This window comes from Cellulosimicrobium sp. SJTW-1, from assembly GCF_047716875.1.
GTDB lineage: Bacteria > Actinomycetota > Actinomycetes > Actinomycetales > Cellulomonadaceae > Cellulosimicrobium > Cellulosimicrobium funkei.
Map to the genome: position 1 here is coordinate 1105143 of NZ_CP136680.1, position 12756 is coordinate 1117898.

14 protein-coding genes and 1 tRNA gene are annotated in these 12756 nt (G+C 75.6%); 7 read left to right on the top strand and 8 right to left on the bottom strand.

Annotated elements, in window-relative coordinates; translation table 11 throughout:
• Window positions 1-122 precede the first annotated feature (122 nt).
• A complete protein-coding gene (locus RSE42_RS04980; protein WP_415298038.1) occupies window positions 123-1451 on the top strand; it encodes an aminoglycoside phosphotransferase family protein in 1329 nt (442 codons plus the stop codon).
• Window positions 1452-1515: 64 nt separating this feature from the next.
• Window positions 1516-1908 carry a hypothetical protein gene (locus tag RSE42_RS04985; protein ID WP_415298040.1) on the top strand — a complete coding sequence of 131 codons (393 nt, stop codon included), beginning with the start codon at window positions 1516-1518 and terminating at the stop codon, window positions 1906-1908.
• A gap of 72 nt (window positions 1909-1980) precedes the next feature.
• Here the strand turns inward: RSE42_RS04985 and RSE42_RS04990 are convergent, their stop codons facing one another.
• The 3 genes from RSE42_RS04990 to RSE42_RS05000 are packed head-to-tail and all read right to left on the bottom strand — an operon-like array spanning window position 1981 to window position 4699.
• Entirely contained in the window at window positions 1981-2655 is a 675-nt protein-coding gene (locus RSE42_RS04990) for a response regulator transcription factor (protein ID WP_034654727.1), read from the bottom strand.
• Window positions 2652-4304 carry a sensor histidine kinase gene (locus RSE42_RS04995; protein ID WP_415298042.1) on the bottom strand — a complete coding sequence of 551 codons (1653 nt, stop codon included), beginning with the start codon at window positions 4302-4304 and terminating at the stop codon, window positions 2652-2654. The genes RSE42_RS04990 and RSE42_RS04995 overlap by 4 nt, the downstream gene beginning before the upstream one ends.
• Before the next feature lie 41 nt (window positions 4305-4345).
• Entirely contained in the window at window positions 4346-4699 is a 354-nt protein-coding gene (locus tag RSE42_RS05000) for a hypothetical protein (RefSeq protein WP_137280098.1), read from the bottom strand.
• A gap of 122 nt (window positions 4700-4821) precedes the next feature.
• On the opposite strand from RSE42_RS05000, the gene RSE42_RS05005 reads away from it, so the two are divergent.
• The gene (locus RSE42_RS05005) at window positions 4822-5592 is read left to right on the top strand and encodes a methyltransferase domain-containing protein (protein ID WP_415298044.1); all 771 of its coding nucleotides are present in this window, start codon (window positions 4822-4824) and stop codon (window positions 5590-5592) included.
• A 49-nt stretch (window positions 5593-5641) separates the two neighbouring features.
• On the opposite strand, the gene RSE42_RS05010 is transcribed toward RSE42_RS05005, so the two are convergent.
• From RSE42_RS05010 to RSE42_RS05030, 5 genes are all read right to left on the bottom strand, one after another.
• Window positions 5642-6661: an adenosine deaminase gene (locus RSE42_RS05010; RefSeq protein ID WP_086148967.1), complete on the bottom strand. Its 1020-nt coding sequence runs from the start codon at window positions 6659-6661 to the stop codon at window positions 5642-5644.
• Between the two features lie 101 nt (window positions 6662-6762).
• Window positions 6763-7428, bottom strand: a complete 666-nt coding sequence (locus tag RSE42_RS05015; protein WP_255438041.1) for a response regulator — start codon at window positions 7426-7428, stop codon at window positions 6763-6765.
• On the bottom strand, window positions 7425-8747 hold the full coding sequence (locus RSE42_RS05020; RefSeq protein ID WP_085388404.1) for a sensor histidine kinase: 1323 nt from the start codon (window positions 8745-8747) through the stop codon (window positions 7425-7427). The genes RSE42_RS05015 and RSE42_RS05020 overlap by 4 nt, the downstream gene beginning before the upstream one ends.
• Window positions 8734-9591, bottom strand: coding sequence for an ABC transporter permease (locus tag RSE42_RS05025; protein WP_043656145.1), 858 nt, complete (start codon window positions 9589-9591; stop codon window positions 8734-8736). The genes RSE42_RS05020 and RSE42_RS05025 overlap by 14 nt, the downstream gene beginning before the upstream one ends.
• Window positions 9588-10604 (bottom strand): ABC transporter ATP-binding protein, encoded by a 1017-nt coding sequence (locus RSE42_RS05030; RefSeq protein WP_085388403.1) that lies wholly within the window; start codon window positions 10602-10604, stop codon window positions 9588-9590. Before RSE42_RS05030 ends, RSE42_RS05025 begins: the two co-directional genes overlap by 4 nt.
• Window positions 10605-10809: 205 nt before the next feature.
• Here RSE42_RS05030 and RSE42_RS05035 point away from each other — a divergent pair.
• The 4 genes from RSE42_RS05035 (at window position 10810) to rplK (ending at window position 12752) form a co-directional block, all read left to right on the top strand.
• Window positions 10810-10882, top strand: a tRNA-Trp gene (locus tag RSE42_RS05035).
• 106 nt (window positions 10883-10988) lie between these two features.
• Window positions 10989-11270, top strand: coding sequence for a preprotein translocase subunit SecE (gene secE / locus RSE42_RS05040; protein ID WP_031316181.1), 282 nt, complete (start codon window positions 10989-10991; stop codon window positions 11268-11270).
• 114 nt (window positions 11271-11384) lie between these two features.
• On the top strand, window positions 11385-12224 hold the full coding sequence (nusG, locus tag RSE42_RS05045) for a transcription termination/antitermination protein NusG (protein ID WP_389299356.1): 840 nt from the start codon (window positions 11385-11387) through the stop codon (window positions 12222-12224).
• A gap of 96 nt (window positions 12225-12320) precedes the next feature.
• Window positions 12321-12752: a 50S ribosomal protein L11 gene (gene rplK / locus RSE42_RS05050; RefSeq protein WP_021482529.1), complete on the top strand. Its 432-nt coding sequence runs from the start codon at window positions 12321-12323 to the stop codon at window positions 12750-12752.
• Window positions 12753-12756 lie beyond the last annotated feature (4 nt).

Genomic DNA, 12756 nt, shown 5'->3' on the forward strand with positions numbered 1-12756 from the left:
TCGATACATTCCCACGGACCCGTGCGCGGGTCAAGGGGCGCCGGGCGCCGCGGGCGGACTCGATGAGAGGACTCTCATCGGGCTCTCACCCCCGTTCCACGCGCGCACGGTGCCCTGGGCGCATGACGATCGCCCCCGCCGTCCCCGACCAGCGCGCCTGGCTCGACCTGCTCACCGGTCCCGACGCGGGCGGCCTCCTCGACGCGGCGCTCGGGGCCGACGGCGCCGCGCTCGGCACGTGGCGCGTGCACCAGGTGCACGCGCGCCCCGGCGCGGAGGTCACCGTCGGGTACGACGTCGTCGCGCGCCGCACGCTCCCGGCGCGGCCCGGCGGGGCGGTGGCGACCGTCGACGCGACCGCGTACCTGCTCGCCACGACGGCGCCCCTGCCGCCGGACGCCGTCGGGCCGGGCGTCGCGCGCCTGGAGGACGGGCCGCGCGTCGTGCACGTGTGGCGGCACCCGGCCGACCCGGCGCTGCCCGCGCTCGCCGCGGCGTGCGACGCGCCCGGGCTCACGCGCCGCCTGGACGACGCGGGCGTGCTCGCCCCGGGCGAGTCCGTCGAGTCCGTGGCGATGGTCGCCTACCGGCCGCTGCGGCGCGCCGTGCTCCGCGTCCGGACCCCCTCGCGCACGCTCTACGTCAAGGTCGTCCGGCCCGGCCGGGCGCGCGCGCTCGCGCGCCGCCACGACCTCCTCCAGGACGGGTCCGTGCGCGCCCCGCGGTGCCTCGCCCGGGACGACGACGGCCTCGTGGTCCTCGAGGAGGCGCGCGGCCCGTCGCTCGCGCAGCACCTCGCGGCGTCGGGGCCGGCCGCGCAGCCCGGCGCGATCGACCCGCGCGAGCTGCTCCGTGCGCTCGACGCGCTGCCGGAGCGCGCGACGACGCTGCGCCGTCGGCCCGCGTGGGCGGAGCGCGTGGAGCACTACGCGACGTCGGCGCTCGCGGTCCACGGTCTCGACGCCGAGCGGGTGCGGCACGTGGCGCGCGGCGTCGGGGACGCGGTCGCGACGCGCGACCCGGGCCCCGTCGTGGCGACGCACGGCGACTTCTACGAGGCGAACGTCCTGCTCGCCGCGGGCCCGGGCGCCGTCGACGTCCCGGGGGCGACGGCCCGGCCGCGCGTGGCCGCGCTGCTCGACGTGGACACGCTCGGGCCGGGCCACCGCGTGGACGACCTCGCGTGCCTCGTCGGGCACCTCGCCGTCCTGCCCGCGCTCGCGCCGACCGTGTACGGGGGCGTGGGCGGGCTCGTCGAGCGGTGCCTCGCGGTGTTCGGGACCGCCGTCGACCCGGTGGGGCTGCGCGCCCGGGCCGCGGGCGTCGTGCTGTCGCTCGTGCCGGGCGCGGGCTCGCGCGAGCTCGCGGAGGCCTGGCTCGCGGTCGCCGACGGGCTGCTGCCGGTTCCTGAGAGCACTCTCATGACGACCTCCTCGGAGTCTCACGCGTGAGCGGGAGGCTCGAGACCTGCACGGCCGAGGGGTCGTGCGCACCATCGGACGAAGGAGAAGCACCATGAAGGCACGCAGTGCATGGATCGTCACCGGGGCGCTCGGCGCGGTCGGTCTCGGGGCCACGATGGCGGCCGCCCAGGGCGCGCTCGACGCCCCCGACGAGGCGGTCGTCTCCCCGTCGGTCGAGGTGACGACGTCCGACGCCGCGACGGCCGCGGCGACCGCGTCGGCCACCCCGAGCCCGACGGACGTCCAGAACGGGACGTCGATCACGACGGTCACCGCGGGCTCCGCGAACACGTCCGCGTCGCCCACGACGGCGGCCTCCGCCGTGACGAGCCAGACGGCGAACACCGCGAGCACCGCCCCGACGGCCGACACCGCGGGCACCGCGCAGACGGCGAGCACGCCGGCCAGCCCGGTGACGCCGCCGTCGCCGCAGTCGGCGACCTGACCCGGCCCGGGCCTCGCCGCCCGCGCCCCCACGACGCCCGCCCCGGCCCCCGGGGCGGGCGTCGTCGTCGGTTCAGGAGCGCCGCGGCGCGTCCGCGAGGCGGTAGCCCATCCCGCGCACGGTGACGAAGTGCTCCGCGCCGAGCTTGTTGCGCAGGTACCGCACGTACACGTCGACGACGTTGGAGCCGGGGTCGAAGTCGTAACCCCACACGCGCGAGAGGAGCTGCTCGCGGCTGAGGACCTGGCCGGGGTTGCGCAGGAACGCCTCGGCGAGCGCGAACTCGCGCGCGGAGAGGTCGACCTCGCGGTCGGACGTCCGGGCCCGCCGAGTGCGCAGGTCCAGGCTCAGCGCACCGTGCGTGAGCACCGTGACCTCGCCCGCGGGCTCGCTGCGCAGCCGGAGCCGGATGCGCGCGAGGAGCTCCTCGAAGCGGAACGGCTTGGCCATGTAGTCGTCGGCGCCGCCCTCGAGCCCGGCGACGGTGTCCGTGACCGACGTGCGCGCCGTGAGGATGATGACGGGGATCGCGTTCCCGGTCTCCCGCAGCCGGCGCAGCACGGTGAAGCCGTCCTGGTCCGGCAGGCCGAGGTCGAGCACGAGGAGCGCGAAGTCGCCGCTGCTCGCGAGGTCGAACGCCTCGCGGCCCGTCGCGACCGTGGTGCTCGCGTAGCCCGCGGCGCGCAGCCCCTTGGCCACGAACGACGCGATGCGGGTCTCGTCCTCGGCGACGAGGATCTGGCTCACCGGGTGGTCCTTCCGTCGGGGTCGGTTCCGGTCTCGGTGCTGCTCGGGGCGCCGTTGTCGGCGCCGTTATCGGTGCCGGTCCGGGTGCCGGTCCGGGGGCGGGTCTCGGAGCCCGCCCCCGGGCTGGTCGGCGGCGTGTCCGGCGTGTCCGGCGGCAGCTCGGGGGTCGCGGCGGACGGCGCCGTGGGTGCGGTCGGCGCGGTCGCCCCGTACGGGGTCGCGGCGTCGGTCGTCGCGGGGGCCGCTCCCGGGACCGGCACGAGCGGCAGGTCGAGCGTGAACGTCGACCCGACGCCAGGCGTCGAGGCGACGTGGACGCGGCCGCCGTGGCCGTCGGCGATCGCCGCGACGATCGCGAGCCCCAGCCCGGCACCCTCGGGGTGCGCCGCGCCGGGCGTGGTGGCCTGCGCGAACCGCTCGAAGATCCGTTCCTGCTGCTCGGGGGCGATCCCGACGCCCTCGTCGCGGACCCAGACGCGCACGCGCGCGCCGTCGTCGGACACGGCCGAGCCGAGCGCGACGGCTGACCCGGGCGCCGAGAACTTCACCGCGTTGGCCGCGAGCTGCAGGAGCGCCTGCGTGAGGCGCTGCGCGTCGGCCCGCACCGCGACGTCCGCGCGCGCGTCGACGAGCCACCGCCGGTCGCCGAGCGTGCGGACCTTGTCGTGGACGTCGTCGAGCAGCCGTCCGAGGTCCGTGTCGAGGGGGCGCACGAAGTCCGGGCGCCCGGCGGTCGCGAGCGTCACGAGGTCGTCCACGAGGCGGTTCATGCGGTCGAGCTCGTCGAGCGCGAGGTCGCGCGTCTCGGTCGCGTCGGTCGCGTCGTGCGGGTCCATGAGCTCGAGGTGACCCCGCACCACGGTGAGGGGCGTGCGCAGCTCGTGCCCGACGTCGTCGATGAGCCGGCGCTGCGAGTCGAACGCGCCCTCGAGCCGGTCGAGCATGCCGTTCACGGTGCGGGACAGGTCGGAGAGGTCGTCGTTGCCCGTGACCGGGATCCGCGCGGAGAGGTCGGTCTCGCCGATGCGCTGCGCGGTGCGCGAGAGCGTGCGGATCGGGAGCAGGAGCCGGCCGGCCACGACCCAGCCGACGACGCCGATGAGCACGAGCGCGCCGAGCGCGACGACGGCGTACGTGCGGAAGACCTGGGCGAACTCGGCGTGCTCCGCCGAGCGGTCGTAGGCGAGGACGAGCGCCGCGGGGGGCCCGGCGCCGTCCGCCCCGGTCGCGCGCACAGGTGCGACGAGCGCGCGGTAGTCCGCGGTCGCCGTCCCGACCGAGCGCAGCACCACGTGGTCGCCCGCCACGAGCGGCGACAGCGCGGCGACGAGCTCGGCGTCCTCCTCGAGGCGCAGGCGCACGTCCTGCTGCGACACGAGCGGCGTGCGACCCTCGCGCAGCCCGAGCACGCCCTCGTTCTGCGCGGGCACGGTGAGCTGGATCGACGCGACGACGACGTCCTCGGCGGACCGGAACGGCTCGCCCGTCACGGGGTTCACGCCGGAGCCCGCGATCCGCCGCAGCTCGTTCGCGCTCCGCACGAGGCTCTCGTCGATGCGCGCGTCGAGCTGTCCGCGCTGCAGGAACCACGCCGCGCCGCCCGCGAGGAGGAGCGCGAGGGCGGACAGGCCGAGGAACGCCGCGAGCATCCGGGTGCGGACCGTGAGTCCCGCGCCGCGCGCCCGGCGCCTCACCCGTCGCCCCGGTCGGGGCCGTCGCGGTCGTCGTCCTGGTCGTCGGTCGCGTCGTCGTCGGGGTCGTCGCCCGAGTCGTCGTCCGAGTCGTCGTCCCGGTCGTCGTCGCTCGACGGCGGGGCGGGCGTGACGCGGTCGTCGTCCGTGTCGTCGCCGTCACCGTCGTCGTCGGTCGGGCTGGGCGTCGGGGCCGGCGTCGTCGGGGTCGCGGCCGGGGGAGCGGGCGTCACGACGACGGCCACGCCGACGTCGCGGTCCTGCGGCCGCGCGGCGAGCGCGCCCGCCGCGGCGGCGCCGGCGAGGACGAGCACGAGCGCCCCCACGAGCCACGCGACGGTCCGGCGAGTCATGGACCCAGTATCGGAGAGCCGGATGAGACGCACATGAGAGTCCGCGCGACGAGCCGGGAGGACGTGTGTACCTTGATGTCAAGATTGTTGACGTCTAGATACTGCGACAGGACGGAGCCGTCATGCCACGCGACTGGGACCCTGCCCTCTACCTCCGCCACGCCGACGAGCGCACGCGCCCGATGGCCGACCTCGTGGCACGCGTCCCCGTCGACGCGCGCACGGTCGTCGACCTGGGGTCCGGCCCCGGCCACCTGACCCCGCTCCTGCACGCGCGCTGGCCCGACGCCGCGATCACCGGCATCGACGCGTCGCCGGCCATGGTGGCCACCGCCCGGCGTGACGCGTCCGCCCCCTGGGTGCGGTACGAGCTCGCGGACGTGCGCTCGTGGGCGCCGCCCGCGCCCGCCGACGTCCTCGTGAGCAACGCGACGCTCCAGTGGGTGCCCGGTCACCTCGACCTGCTTCCCCGGCTCGCCGACCACGTCGCCCCGGACGGCGCGCTCGCGTTCTCCGTCCCCGGCAACCACGACGCGCCGAGCCACCGGCTCCTGCGCGAGCTCGCCGCCCGACCCCCGTACGCGACGCACGCCGCGGGCGTCGAGCGCCCCGCGGCGCACGACCCCGAGGTCTACCTGGACGCGCTGACCACGCTCGGCTGGGCCGTCGACGCCTGGGAGACGACGTACCTCCACGTGCTCCACGGCCCGGACCCCGTGCTGCGCTGGGTCTCCGCGACGGGCGCCCGTCCGGTGCTCCAGGCCCTCCCCGACGACCTGCGCGACGCGTTCGTCGTGCAGTACGCCGCCGCGCTGCGGGACGCGTACCCGGAGCGCGGCGCAGGCACGCTCCTGCCGTTCCGTCGCGTCTTCGTCGTCGCGACGCGCGCGTGACCCCACGCGGCGGTCCGCCGATCTCCGGCGGCCCGCGCGCACGCGGGCGTCAGCCCGCCGCGAGCCAGTCGTCCACGCCCGCGAGCAGCCGTCGCTTGGTGCCCGACGACGCCCGGCTCGCTCGGATCGACGACCGCGCGAGGTCGGCGAGCTCCGCGTCGGAGAACCCGTGCTCGCGCCGCGCCGTCTCGTACTGCCCGACGAGCCGGGACCCGAACAGCAGCGGGTCGTCCGCGCCGAGCGCGACCTGCGCGCCCGCGTCGACGAGCGCGCCGAGCGGGACCTGCCCCGCCTCCTCGTAGACGCCGAGCGAGACGTTCGACGCCGGGCACACCTCCAGCGCGATCCCCCGGTCCACCACGTCGTCGAGGACGCGCCGGTCCTCCGCCGACCGCACCCCGTGGCCCAGGCGGTCCGGGACCAGCTCGCGCACGACCTCGTGCACGTGGCCGGGGCCCAAGAGCTCGCCGCCGTGGGGCACCGACGCGAGCCCCGCCCGTCGCGCGATCGCGAACGCGCGCGCGAACTCGGCCGTGTCCCCGCGCCGCTCGTCGTTGCTCAGACCGAACCCCACGACCTCGCCCGCGCCCTCGCCCGCGTACTGCGCCGCGAGCCGCGCGAGGGTCCGCGCGTCGAGCGGGTGCCGCGTGCGCGACGCCGCGACGACCACCGCGACCTCCGTCCCCGTCGCGGCGCTCGCGGACCGGGCGGCGTCGAGCACGATCTCCACGGCCGGGGTGATGCCCCCGACGAACGGCGCGTAGGACGTCGGGTCCACCTGGATCTCGAGTCGCCCCGACCCCTCCGCGGCGTCGTCCTGCGCCGCCTCGAGCACGATGCGCCGCATGTCGGCCTCGGACCGCACGCACGCGCGCGCCGCGTCGTACAGGCGCTGGAACCGGAACCAGCCGCGCTCGGTGGGCGGCAGGCGCAGCGGGTCGCCGTCGACGAGCGCGTGGGGGAGCCGCACGCCGTACTGCGCGGCGAGGTCGCGCAACGTGTCGGGCCGCATGGACCCCGTGAAGTGCAGGTGCAGGTGGGCCTTCGGGAGCGTCGCCAGGTCTCGCACAGCGGGAGTCTGTCACGGGCGCCCGGCGCCCGCCGTCGGACGCGGGCCGACCACGGCGCAGGTCCCGCCGCAGGTCGGGGTGCCGACGGCGCCCTCGCGCGTCACGCCCCGGGGAGGAACCCGCGCTGCATCGCGACCGTCACGGCCGCGGTGCGGTCGTCCACGCCGAGCTTGGCGAAGGCCCGCAGCAGGTGCGTCTTCACGGTCGCCTCGGCGATGAACAGCTCGCGCCCGACGGCCGCGTTCGACAGCCCGCGGGCCACGAGCCGCAGCACCTCGACCTCCCGGTCCGTGAGCCGCTCCGTCCCGCGCACCGACGTCACGAGCCGCGTCGCGACGCTCGGCGCCAGCACCGTCTGCCCCCGCGCCGCGGCGCGCACGCCCGCGACGAGCTCCTCGCGCGGCGTGTCCTTGAGCAGGTAGCCGGTGGCGCCCGCCTCGACGGCCCGCAGGATGTCGGCGTCGGTCTCGTAGGTCGTCAGCACGACGACGCGCGGCCCCGCCGCCCTGCGCCCACGGCCCGGTGCACCGAGGATCGCCGCGGTCGCGCCCACGCCGTCGAGCACGGGCATCCGCAGGTCCATGAGGACGACGTCGGGCGCCAGCTCGCGCGCGAGCTCCACCGCCTGCGCGCCGTCGCCCGCCTCCCCGACCACCGCGAGGTCGGGCTCGGCGGCCAGCATCCCCACGATGCCCGAGCGCACGACCGGGTGGTCGTCGACCACGAGCACCCGCACCGCGCCGTCCCGGCCCGTCGTCCTCGTCACCGCACCGCTCCTCGCCTCGTCGGGGCCGTCCGGCCCGTGCCCACGCCCGTCGCGGGCAGCCGCACCGCGACGCGCGTGCCCCCGCCCGGCGCGGGCCCGACCTCGAGGCTGCCGCCCTCCGCGGCGACGCGCTCGCGCATGCCTCGCAGACCGTAGCCCTCGGCCGCGTCGGCGGGCAGCCCGCGACCGTCGTCGCACACCTCCAGGAGGGTCCCGTCCGCGTCGCGGCGCAGCACGACCCGCACCGCGCCCGCCCCGGCGTGGCGCCGCACGTTCGTCAGCGCCTCCTGGGCCGAGCGCAGCAGGACCACCTCCTCGGCGCTCGACAGCCCCGGGACGTCGTCGGCCGCGAGCTCCGTGCGCGTCCCCGTCTCCTCGGTGAAGCGCGTCGCGAGGCGGCGCAGCGCCTCCCCGAGCGTGCTGCCCTGCAGCGGGGCCGGCGCGGAGGCCGCGACCAACGCGCGGGCCTCGGCGAGGTTGTCGCGCGCCGTCGACTCGACGAGCGCGAGGCGCTCGCGCGCCGCGTCCGGGGCGCCCCGGTCCAGGTCGGCGCCCGCGGCCTGCGCCAGCATGACGACGCTCGTGAACCCCTGGGCGAGCGTGTCGTGGATCTCCTGGGCGACCCGCTCGCGCTCCGCGAGCACGCCCGCCTCGTGGTGCGAGCGCGCGAGCTCGGCCTGCGTCGCGCGCAGCGCGTCGACGAGGCGCGCGTGCCGCTCCGACTGCCGCATCGTGTGCGCCGTCCACAGCCCGAGGCTCAGCGCGAACGCGAGCGCGACGCCCATCTGCGGCGCGGCGCTCGCGAGCTCGTCGGGCTCGACGCGCCCCGTCGCCGGGTCGAACGCGAGCGCGAGCGCGGTGCCCGCCGCGAGCACGACGCACAGCACGACCTGCGCCCAGAGGTGCTCCGAGAGCATCCAGATCTGCGTGAAGACGGCGAACAGCAGCAGCGTGCCGAGCGCGTCCTGCCCGACGACGACGAGCGTCCCGGCGATCGCGACGACGAGGTAGAGGTGCGCCGGCACCTGGGCGCGCGTGCGGGCCGCGCGCCGCCCCCACGCGAGGTAGGCCAGGAGGATCGTCCCGAGCGCGGCGAGCGACACGAGCAGGGCCGTGCCGGCGACGCCCGCGGTGAGCAGCGCGAGCGCGCTGAGCACGACGATGACGTAGAACGCCACGTCCCACCAGCGCACGTCGCGCGCCCACGTGCCGTCGAGCTGGGCCGTGGCCGCACCGTCCCCGGCCCCGTCCTCGCCCCCGGCCCGGTCCCCGGCTGCCGGGAGCCCGCCCGCGGGCGACGGCGGGTCAGCCGTCGTCACGGCGCCGCCACCGGAACGACCGCGCGCCCACCACGAGCCCCAGGACCAGCCATGCGACCAGTACAGCAGCGGTCGCGCCGTGCTGCCACGACCCGGACGGCTCGAGCGCCGCGGCCTGCTCGGGGAGGAAGACCGAGCGCATGCCCTGCGCCATCCACTTGAGCGGGAACACCGAGGCGACGGTCTGCATCCACGCGGGCAGCGCGAAGAACGCGAAGAAGACCCCGGAGATGAACTGCAGCACGAGCACGACGGGCGTGACGACCGCCGTCGCGGACCGGCCCGAGCGCGGCAGCGACGAGAACGCGACCCCGCACACGGCGCCCGCGGCGCACCCGAGCACGAACACCCACGCGAACGTCGTGAGCCGGGTCGCGGCGTCGGGCATGTCCCAGGGCATCGGGACGTCGTACACGACGGCCGCGAGGAGCAGCAGGAGCGCCGTCTGCACGATCGAGGTCGCGAGGACCAGGCCCACCTTGCCGTAGAAGTACGCCGACGCGGGCAGCGGGGTCGCGCGCAGGCGCTTGAGCGCGCCGTCGTCACGCTCGACCGCGATCGAGATCGCGAGCGACTGGAAGCTCGTGAGCATGACGCCCGTCGCGATCATGCCCGGCAGGAAGTACTGCGCGAAGGGCACGGAGTAGCCCGCGTCGCCCTGGTCCTGTCCGTCGAACACGGTCGCGAAGATCGCGAGCATGATGAGCGGGTACGTGAAGATGAAGACGACCGCGTCGCGCTCGCGGAAGAACCCGCGCAGCTCGGCGCGCGTGCGCTCGACGCCGAGGCGGGCGGGCCCGGGCAGGGCGGCGCGCGGTGCGCGCGTGGTCGGGGCGACGGTCACGGTCGGGCCTCCTCGGGGACGACGACGGTCGCGTCGTCGGGCGTGCGGGCCGCGGCGGGTGCGCCGGGCCGGTCGGGGGCGGGCGCCGGGTCGCTCGACGCGGCCGGCTCGCCGATGAGCTCGAGGTAGACGTCCTCGAGGCTCGGGCGTGTCACCTCGAGCCCGGGGACCTCGCCGTCGGGGTACCGCGCGGCGAGCGCCGCGACGACCGCCGTGGGGGAGTCCGTGCGCTCGGAGCGCCGGGTGCCGCCGTCGAGCCACCGCACGACGGGGCGGCGCGCCTCCGCGCCCCCGAGACGGTCGGGCGCGTCGAGCGCGACGACCCGCCCCGACCGCACGACGGCCGCGCGGTCGGCCAGGTAGGCCGCCTCGTCGAGGTAGTGCGTGGTGAGCAGGATCGTCGTGCCGTCCTCGCGCAGCGACCGGACGAGCGCCCAGAACGCGCGGCGGGCCTGGGGGTCGAACCCCGTCGTGGGCTCGTCGAGGAACAGCAGCTCCGGCCGGCCGACGATCCCCAGCGCGACGTCGAGCCGTCGGCGCTGCCCGCCGGAGAGCTGGCGCGTGCGCGTGCGGGCCTTCTCCCGCAGCCCGACGGCGTCGATCACCTCGTCGGGGTCCCGCGGCGTCGGGTAGAACGTCGCGAAGTGCCGGACGAGCTCGGCGACCGTGAGCTCGGCCTGGTCGCGCGAGTCCTGGAGGACGACGCCGAGGCGCGAGCGCCAGGCGCGGCCCGCGGACTGGGGGTCCTCACCGAGCACGCGGACCTCGCCCGCGTCCCGGCGACGGAAGCCCTCGAGGATCTCGACCGTGGTGGTCTTCCCGGCGCCGTTGGGGCCGAGGACCGCGAAGATCTCGCCGCGCTCGACGCGCAGGTCGATGCCGTCCACGGCCTGCTTGGGGCCGTAGCGCTTGCGCAGGCCGCGCACGTCCACGGCCGGTCCGCTCTGCCCGGCGCCGGCGCCGGGGCCGGAGCCGGCGCCGCGGGGGCCGGCGGGGAGGGGTGTCGTCGTCATGGGACCAGCGTGTCGGCGCGGGGCCCCGGCCCGCGACGCCCGTTCGTCCGGACCTCGTGTCCACCGATCGGTGGACGGTGGTTCGACCAGGGGCGCCGCGTCGCGTACAGTGATCCCTCGGTGGTTGACGCCCGCCACGCTGGTCCGCGCCCGTGAGACGACTTTCGTCCGGGGAGCGAGGCCGTGCGAGGCGCCGTCGGCACGAAGGGTAGTGGCGCAATTGGTAGCGCAGCGGTCTCCAAAACCGCAGGTTGCAGGTTCGAGTCCTGTCTACCCTGCACGGCGTGGCTCTCGCGGGACCTTCCCGGGATCCGCGCGCGGCCCGACACCGGGTCGCACCGAGGGTTCGAGCAGGTCCCGTACGTGAGCGATGGGGAAGATCGAGTGAGCGAATCGCCGTCAGAGGCCGTGGGCGCAGGCGGTGCACGCGCCGACGAGGTGAAGAAGAAGGGCGGTCCGTCCGCGGACAAGAAGCCCAACGTCTTCGCGCGCATCGCCCTGTTCGTGCGCCAGGTGGTCGCCGAGCTCCGCAAGGTCGTCACGCCGACGCGGTCCGAGCTCATCACCTACACGACGGTGGTCCTCGTCTTCGTGGTCGTGGTCATGGCGTTCGTGACCGTCCTCGACCTGGGGATCGGCCAGGCCGTCCGGTGGGTCTTCGGCTAGCGCACGACCTTCCCCGGCCAGGCCGGGTCAGCACGGCAGCCGGCGCCTCTCGGGGCGCCGTCGGCGCTTCCAGAAGAAGTCTTCGAGCAGTTCGTTGAGAAAGCAGGTTCGTTCGTGTCCCAGGAGTCGCTGGACCAGACGGAGAACGTCGACCCGACGCAGCCCGAGGGTGCCCAGGACGACGTCGACGAGACCACGGACGTCCCGGCGGTCGACGGAGCCGACGAGGCCCTCGACGCCGCTGACGAGACCGACGACGACGCGACGGACGACGCCGCTGACGAGACCGACGACGCGTCGGACGACGACGAGGCCGACGAGGTCCGCCCGGCCGACGAGGACGGCGACGTCATCGAGGACCCGGTCGCGGAGTTCAAGCGCACGCTGCGCTCGCAGCCGGGCGACTGGTACGTCATCCACTCCTACGCGGGCTACGAGAACCGTGTGAAGGCCAACCTGGAGAACCGCATCCAGAGCCTGAACATGGAGGACTACATCTTCCAGATCGAGGTCCCCATGGAGGAGGTGGCCGAGATCAAGAACGCGCAGAAGAAGATCGTCCGACGCGTGCGCATCCCCGGCTACGTCCTCGTGCGCATGGACCTCACCGACGAGTCGTGGGGCGCCGTACGCCACACGCCCGGTGTCACCGGCTTCGTCGGGCACACCCACCAGCCGGTGCCGCTGACGCTCGACGAGGTCTTCTCGATGCTCGCGCCGATGCTCACCCCCGCCCCGGAGGCCGGCAAGCCCGCGCAGGCCGCGGCGAAGGCTCCCGTCGAGGTCGACTTCACGGTCGGCGAGTCGGTCACCGTCACGGACGGCCCGTTCGACACGCTGCCCGCCACGATCTCCGAGATCAACGTCGAGAACCAGAAGCTCAAGGTCCTCGTCTCCATCTTCGGCCGGGAGACCCCGGTCGAGCTGTCGTTCAACCAGGTCGCCAAGATCTGACGCGCGGGCGGCCCGAGCCGCCCCGCGTGAGCGCAGTACTGCAACCGGGTCATCGCCCACGGCGTCGGCCCACGAGAAGAAAGCCAGGGAAGAGTCATGCCTCCCAAGAAGAAGGTCTCCGGCCTCATCAAGCTCCAGATCCAGGCCGGTGCGGCGACGCCCGCGCCGCCGATCGGCCCCGCGCTCGGTCAGCACGGTGTGAACATCATGGAGTTCTGCAAGGCCTACAACGCGGCGACCGAGTCGCAGCGCGGCAACGTCATCCCCGTCGAGATCACGGTCTACGAGGACCGCTCGTTCACCTTCGTGACGAAGACCCCGCCGGCGGCGGAGCTCATCAAGAAGGCCGCGGGCGTGCAGAAGGGCTCGGCGACGCCGCACACCACCAAGGTCGCGAAGATCACCGCGGACCAGGTGCGCGAGATCGCCCAGACCAAGCTCGAGGACCTCAACGCGAACGACCTCGACGCCGCGTCGAAGATCATCGCCGGCACGGCCCGCTCGATGGGCATCACTGTCGAGGGCTGAGCAG

What these genes read in the sequence shown, in the direction of transcription:
- RSE42_RS04980 (WP_415298038.1), top strand. Translation starts at nt 123, where the DNA reads ATGACGATCGCCCCCGCCGTCCCCGACCAGCGCGCCTGGCTCGACCTG.
- RSE42_RS04985 (WP_415298040.1), top strand. Translation starts at nt 1,516, where the DNA reads ATGAAGGCACGCAGTGCATGGATCGTCACCGGGGCGCTCGGCGCGGTC.
- RSE42_RS04995 (WP_415298042.1), bottom strand. Translation starts at nt 4,304, where the DNA reads ATGCTCGCGGCGTTCCTCGGCCTGTCCGCCCTCGCGCTCCTCCTCGCG.
- RSE42_RS05000 (WP_137280098.1), bottom strand. Translation starts at nt 4,699, where the DNA reads ATGACTCGCCGGACCGTCGCGTGGCTCGTGGGGGCGCTCGTGCTCGTC.
- RSE42_RS05005 (WP_415298044.1), top strand. Translation starts at nt 4,822, where the DNA reads ATGCCACGCGACTGGGACCCTGCCCTCTACCTCCGCCACGCCGACGAG.
- RSE42_RS05030 (WP_085388403.1), bottom strand. Translation starts at nt 10,604, where the DNA reads ATGACGACGACACCCCTCCCCGCCGGCCCCCGCGGCGCCGGCTCCGGC.
- rplK (WP_021482529.1), top strand. Translation starts at nt 12,321, where the DNA reads ATGCCTCCCAAGAAGAAGGTCTCCGGCCTCATCAAGCTCCAGATCCAG.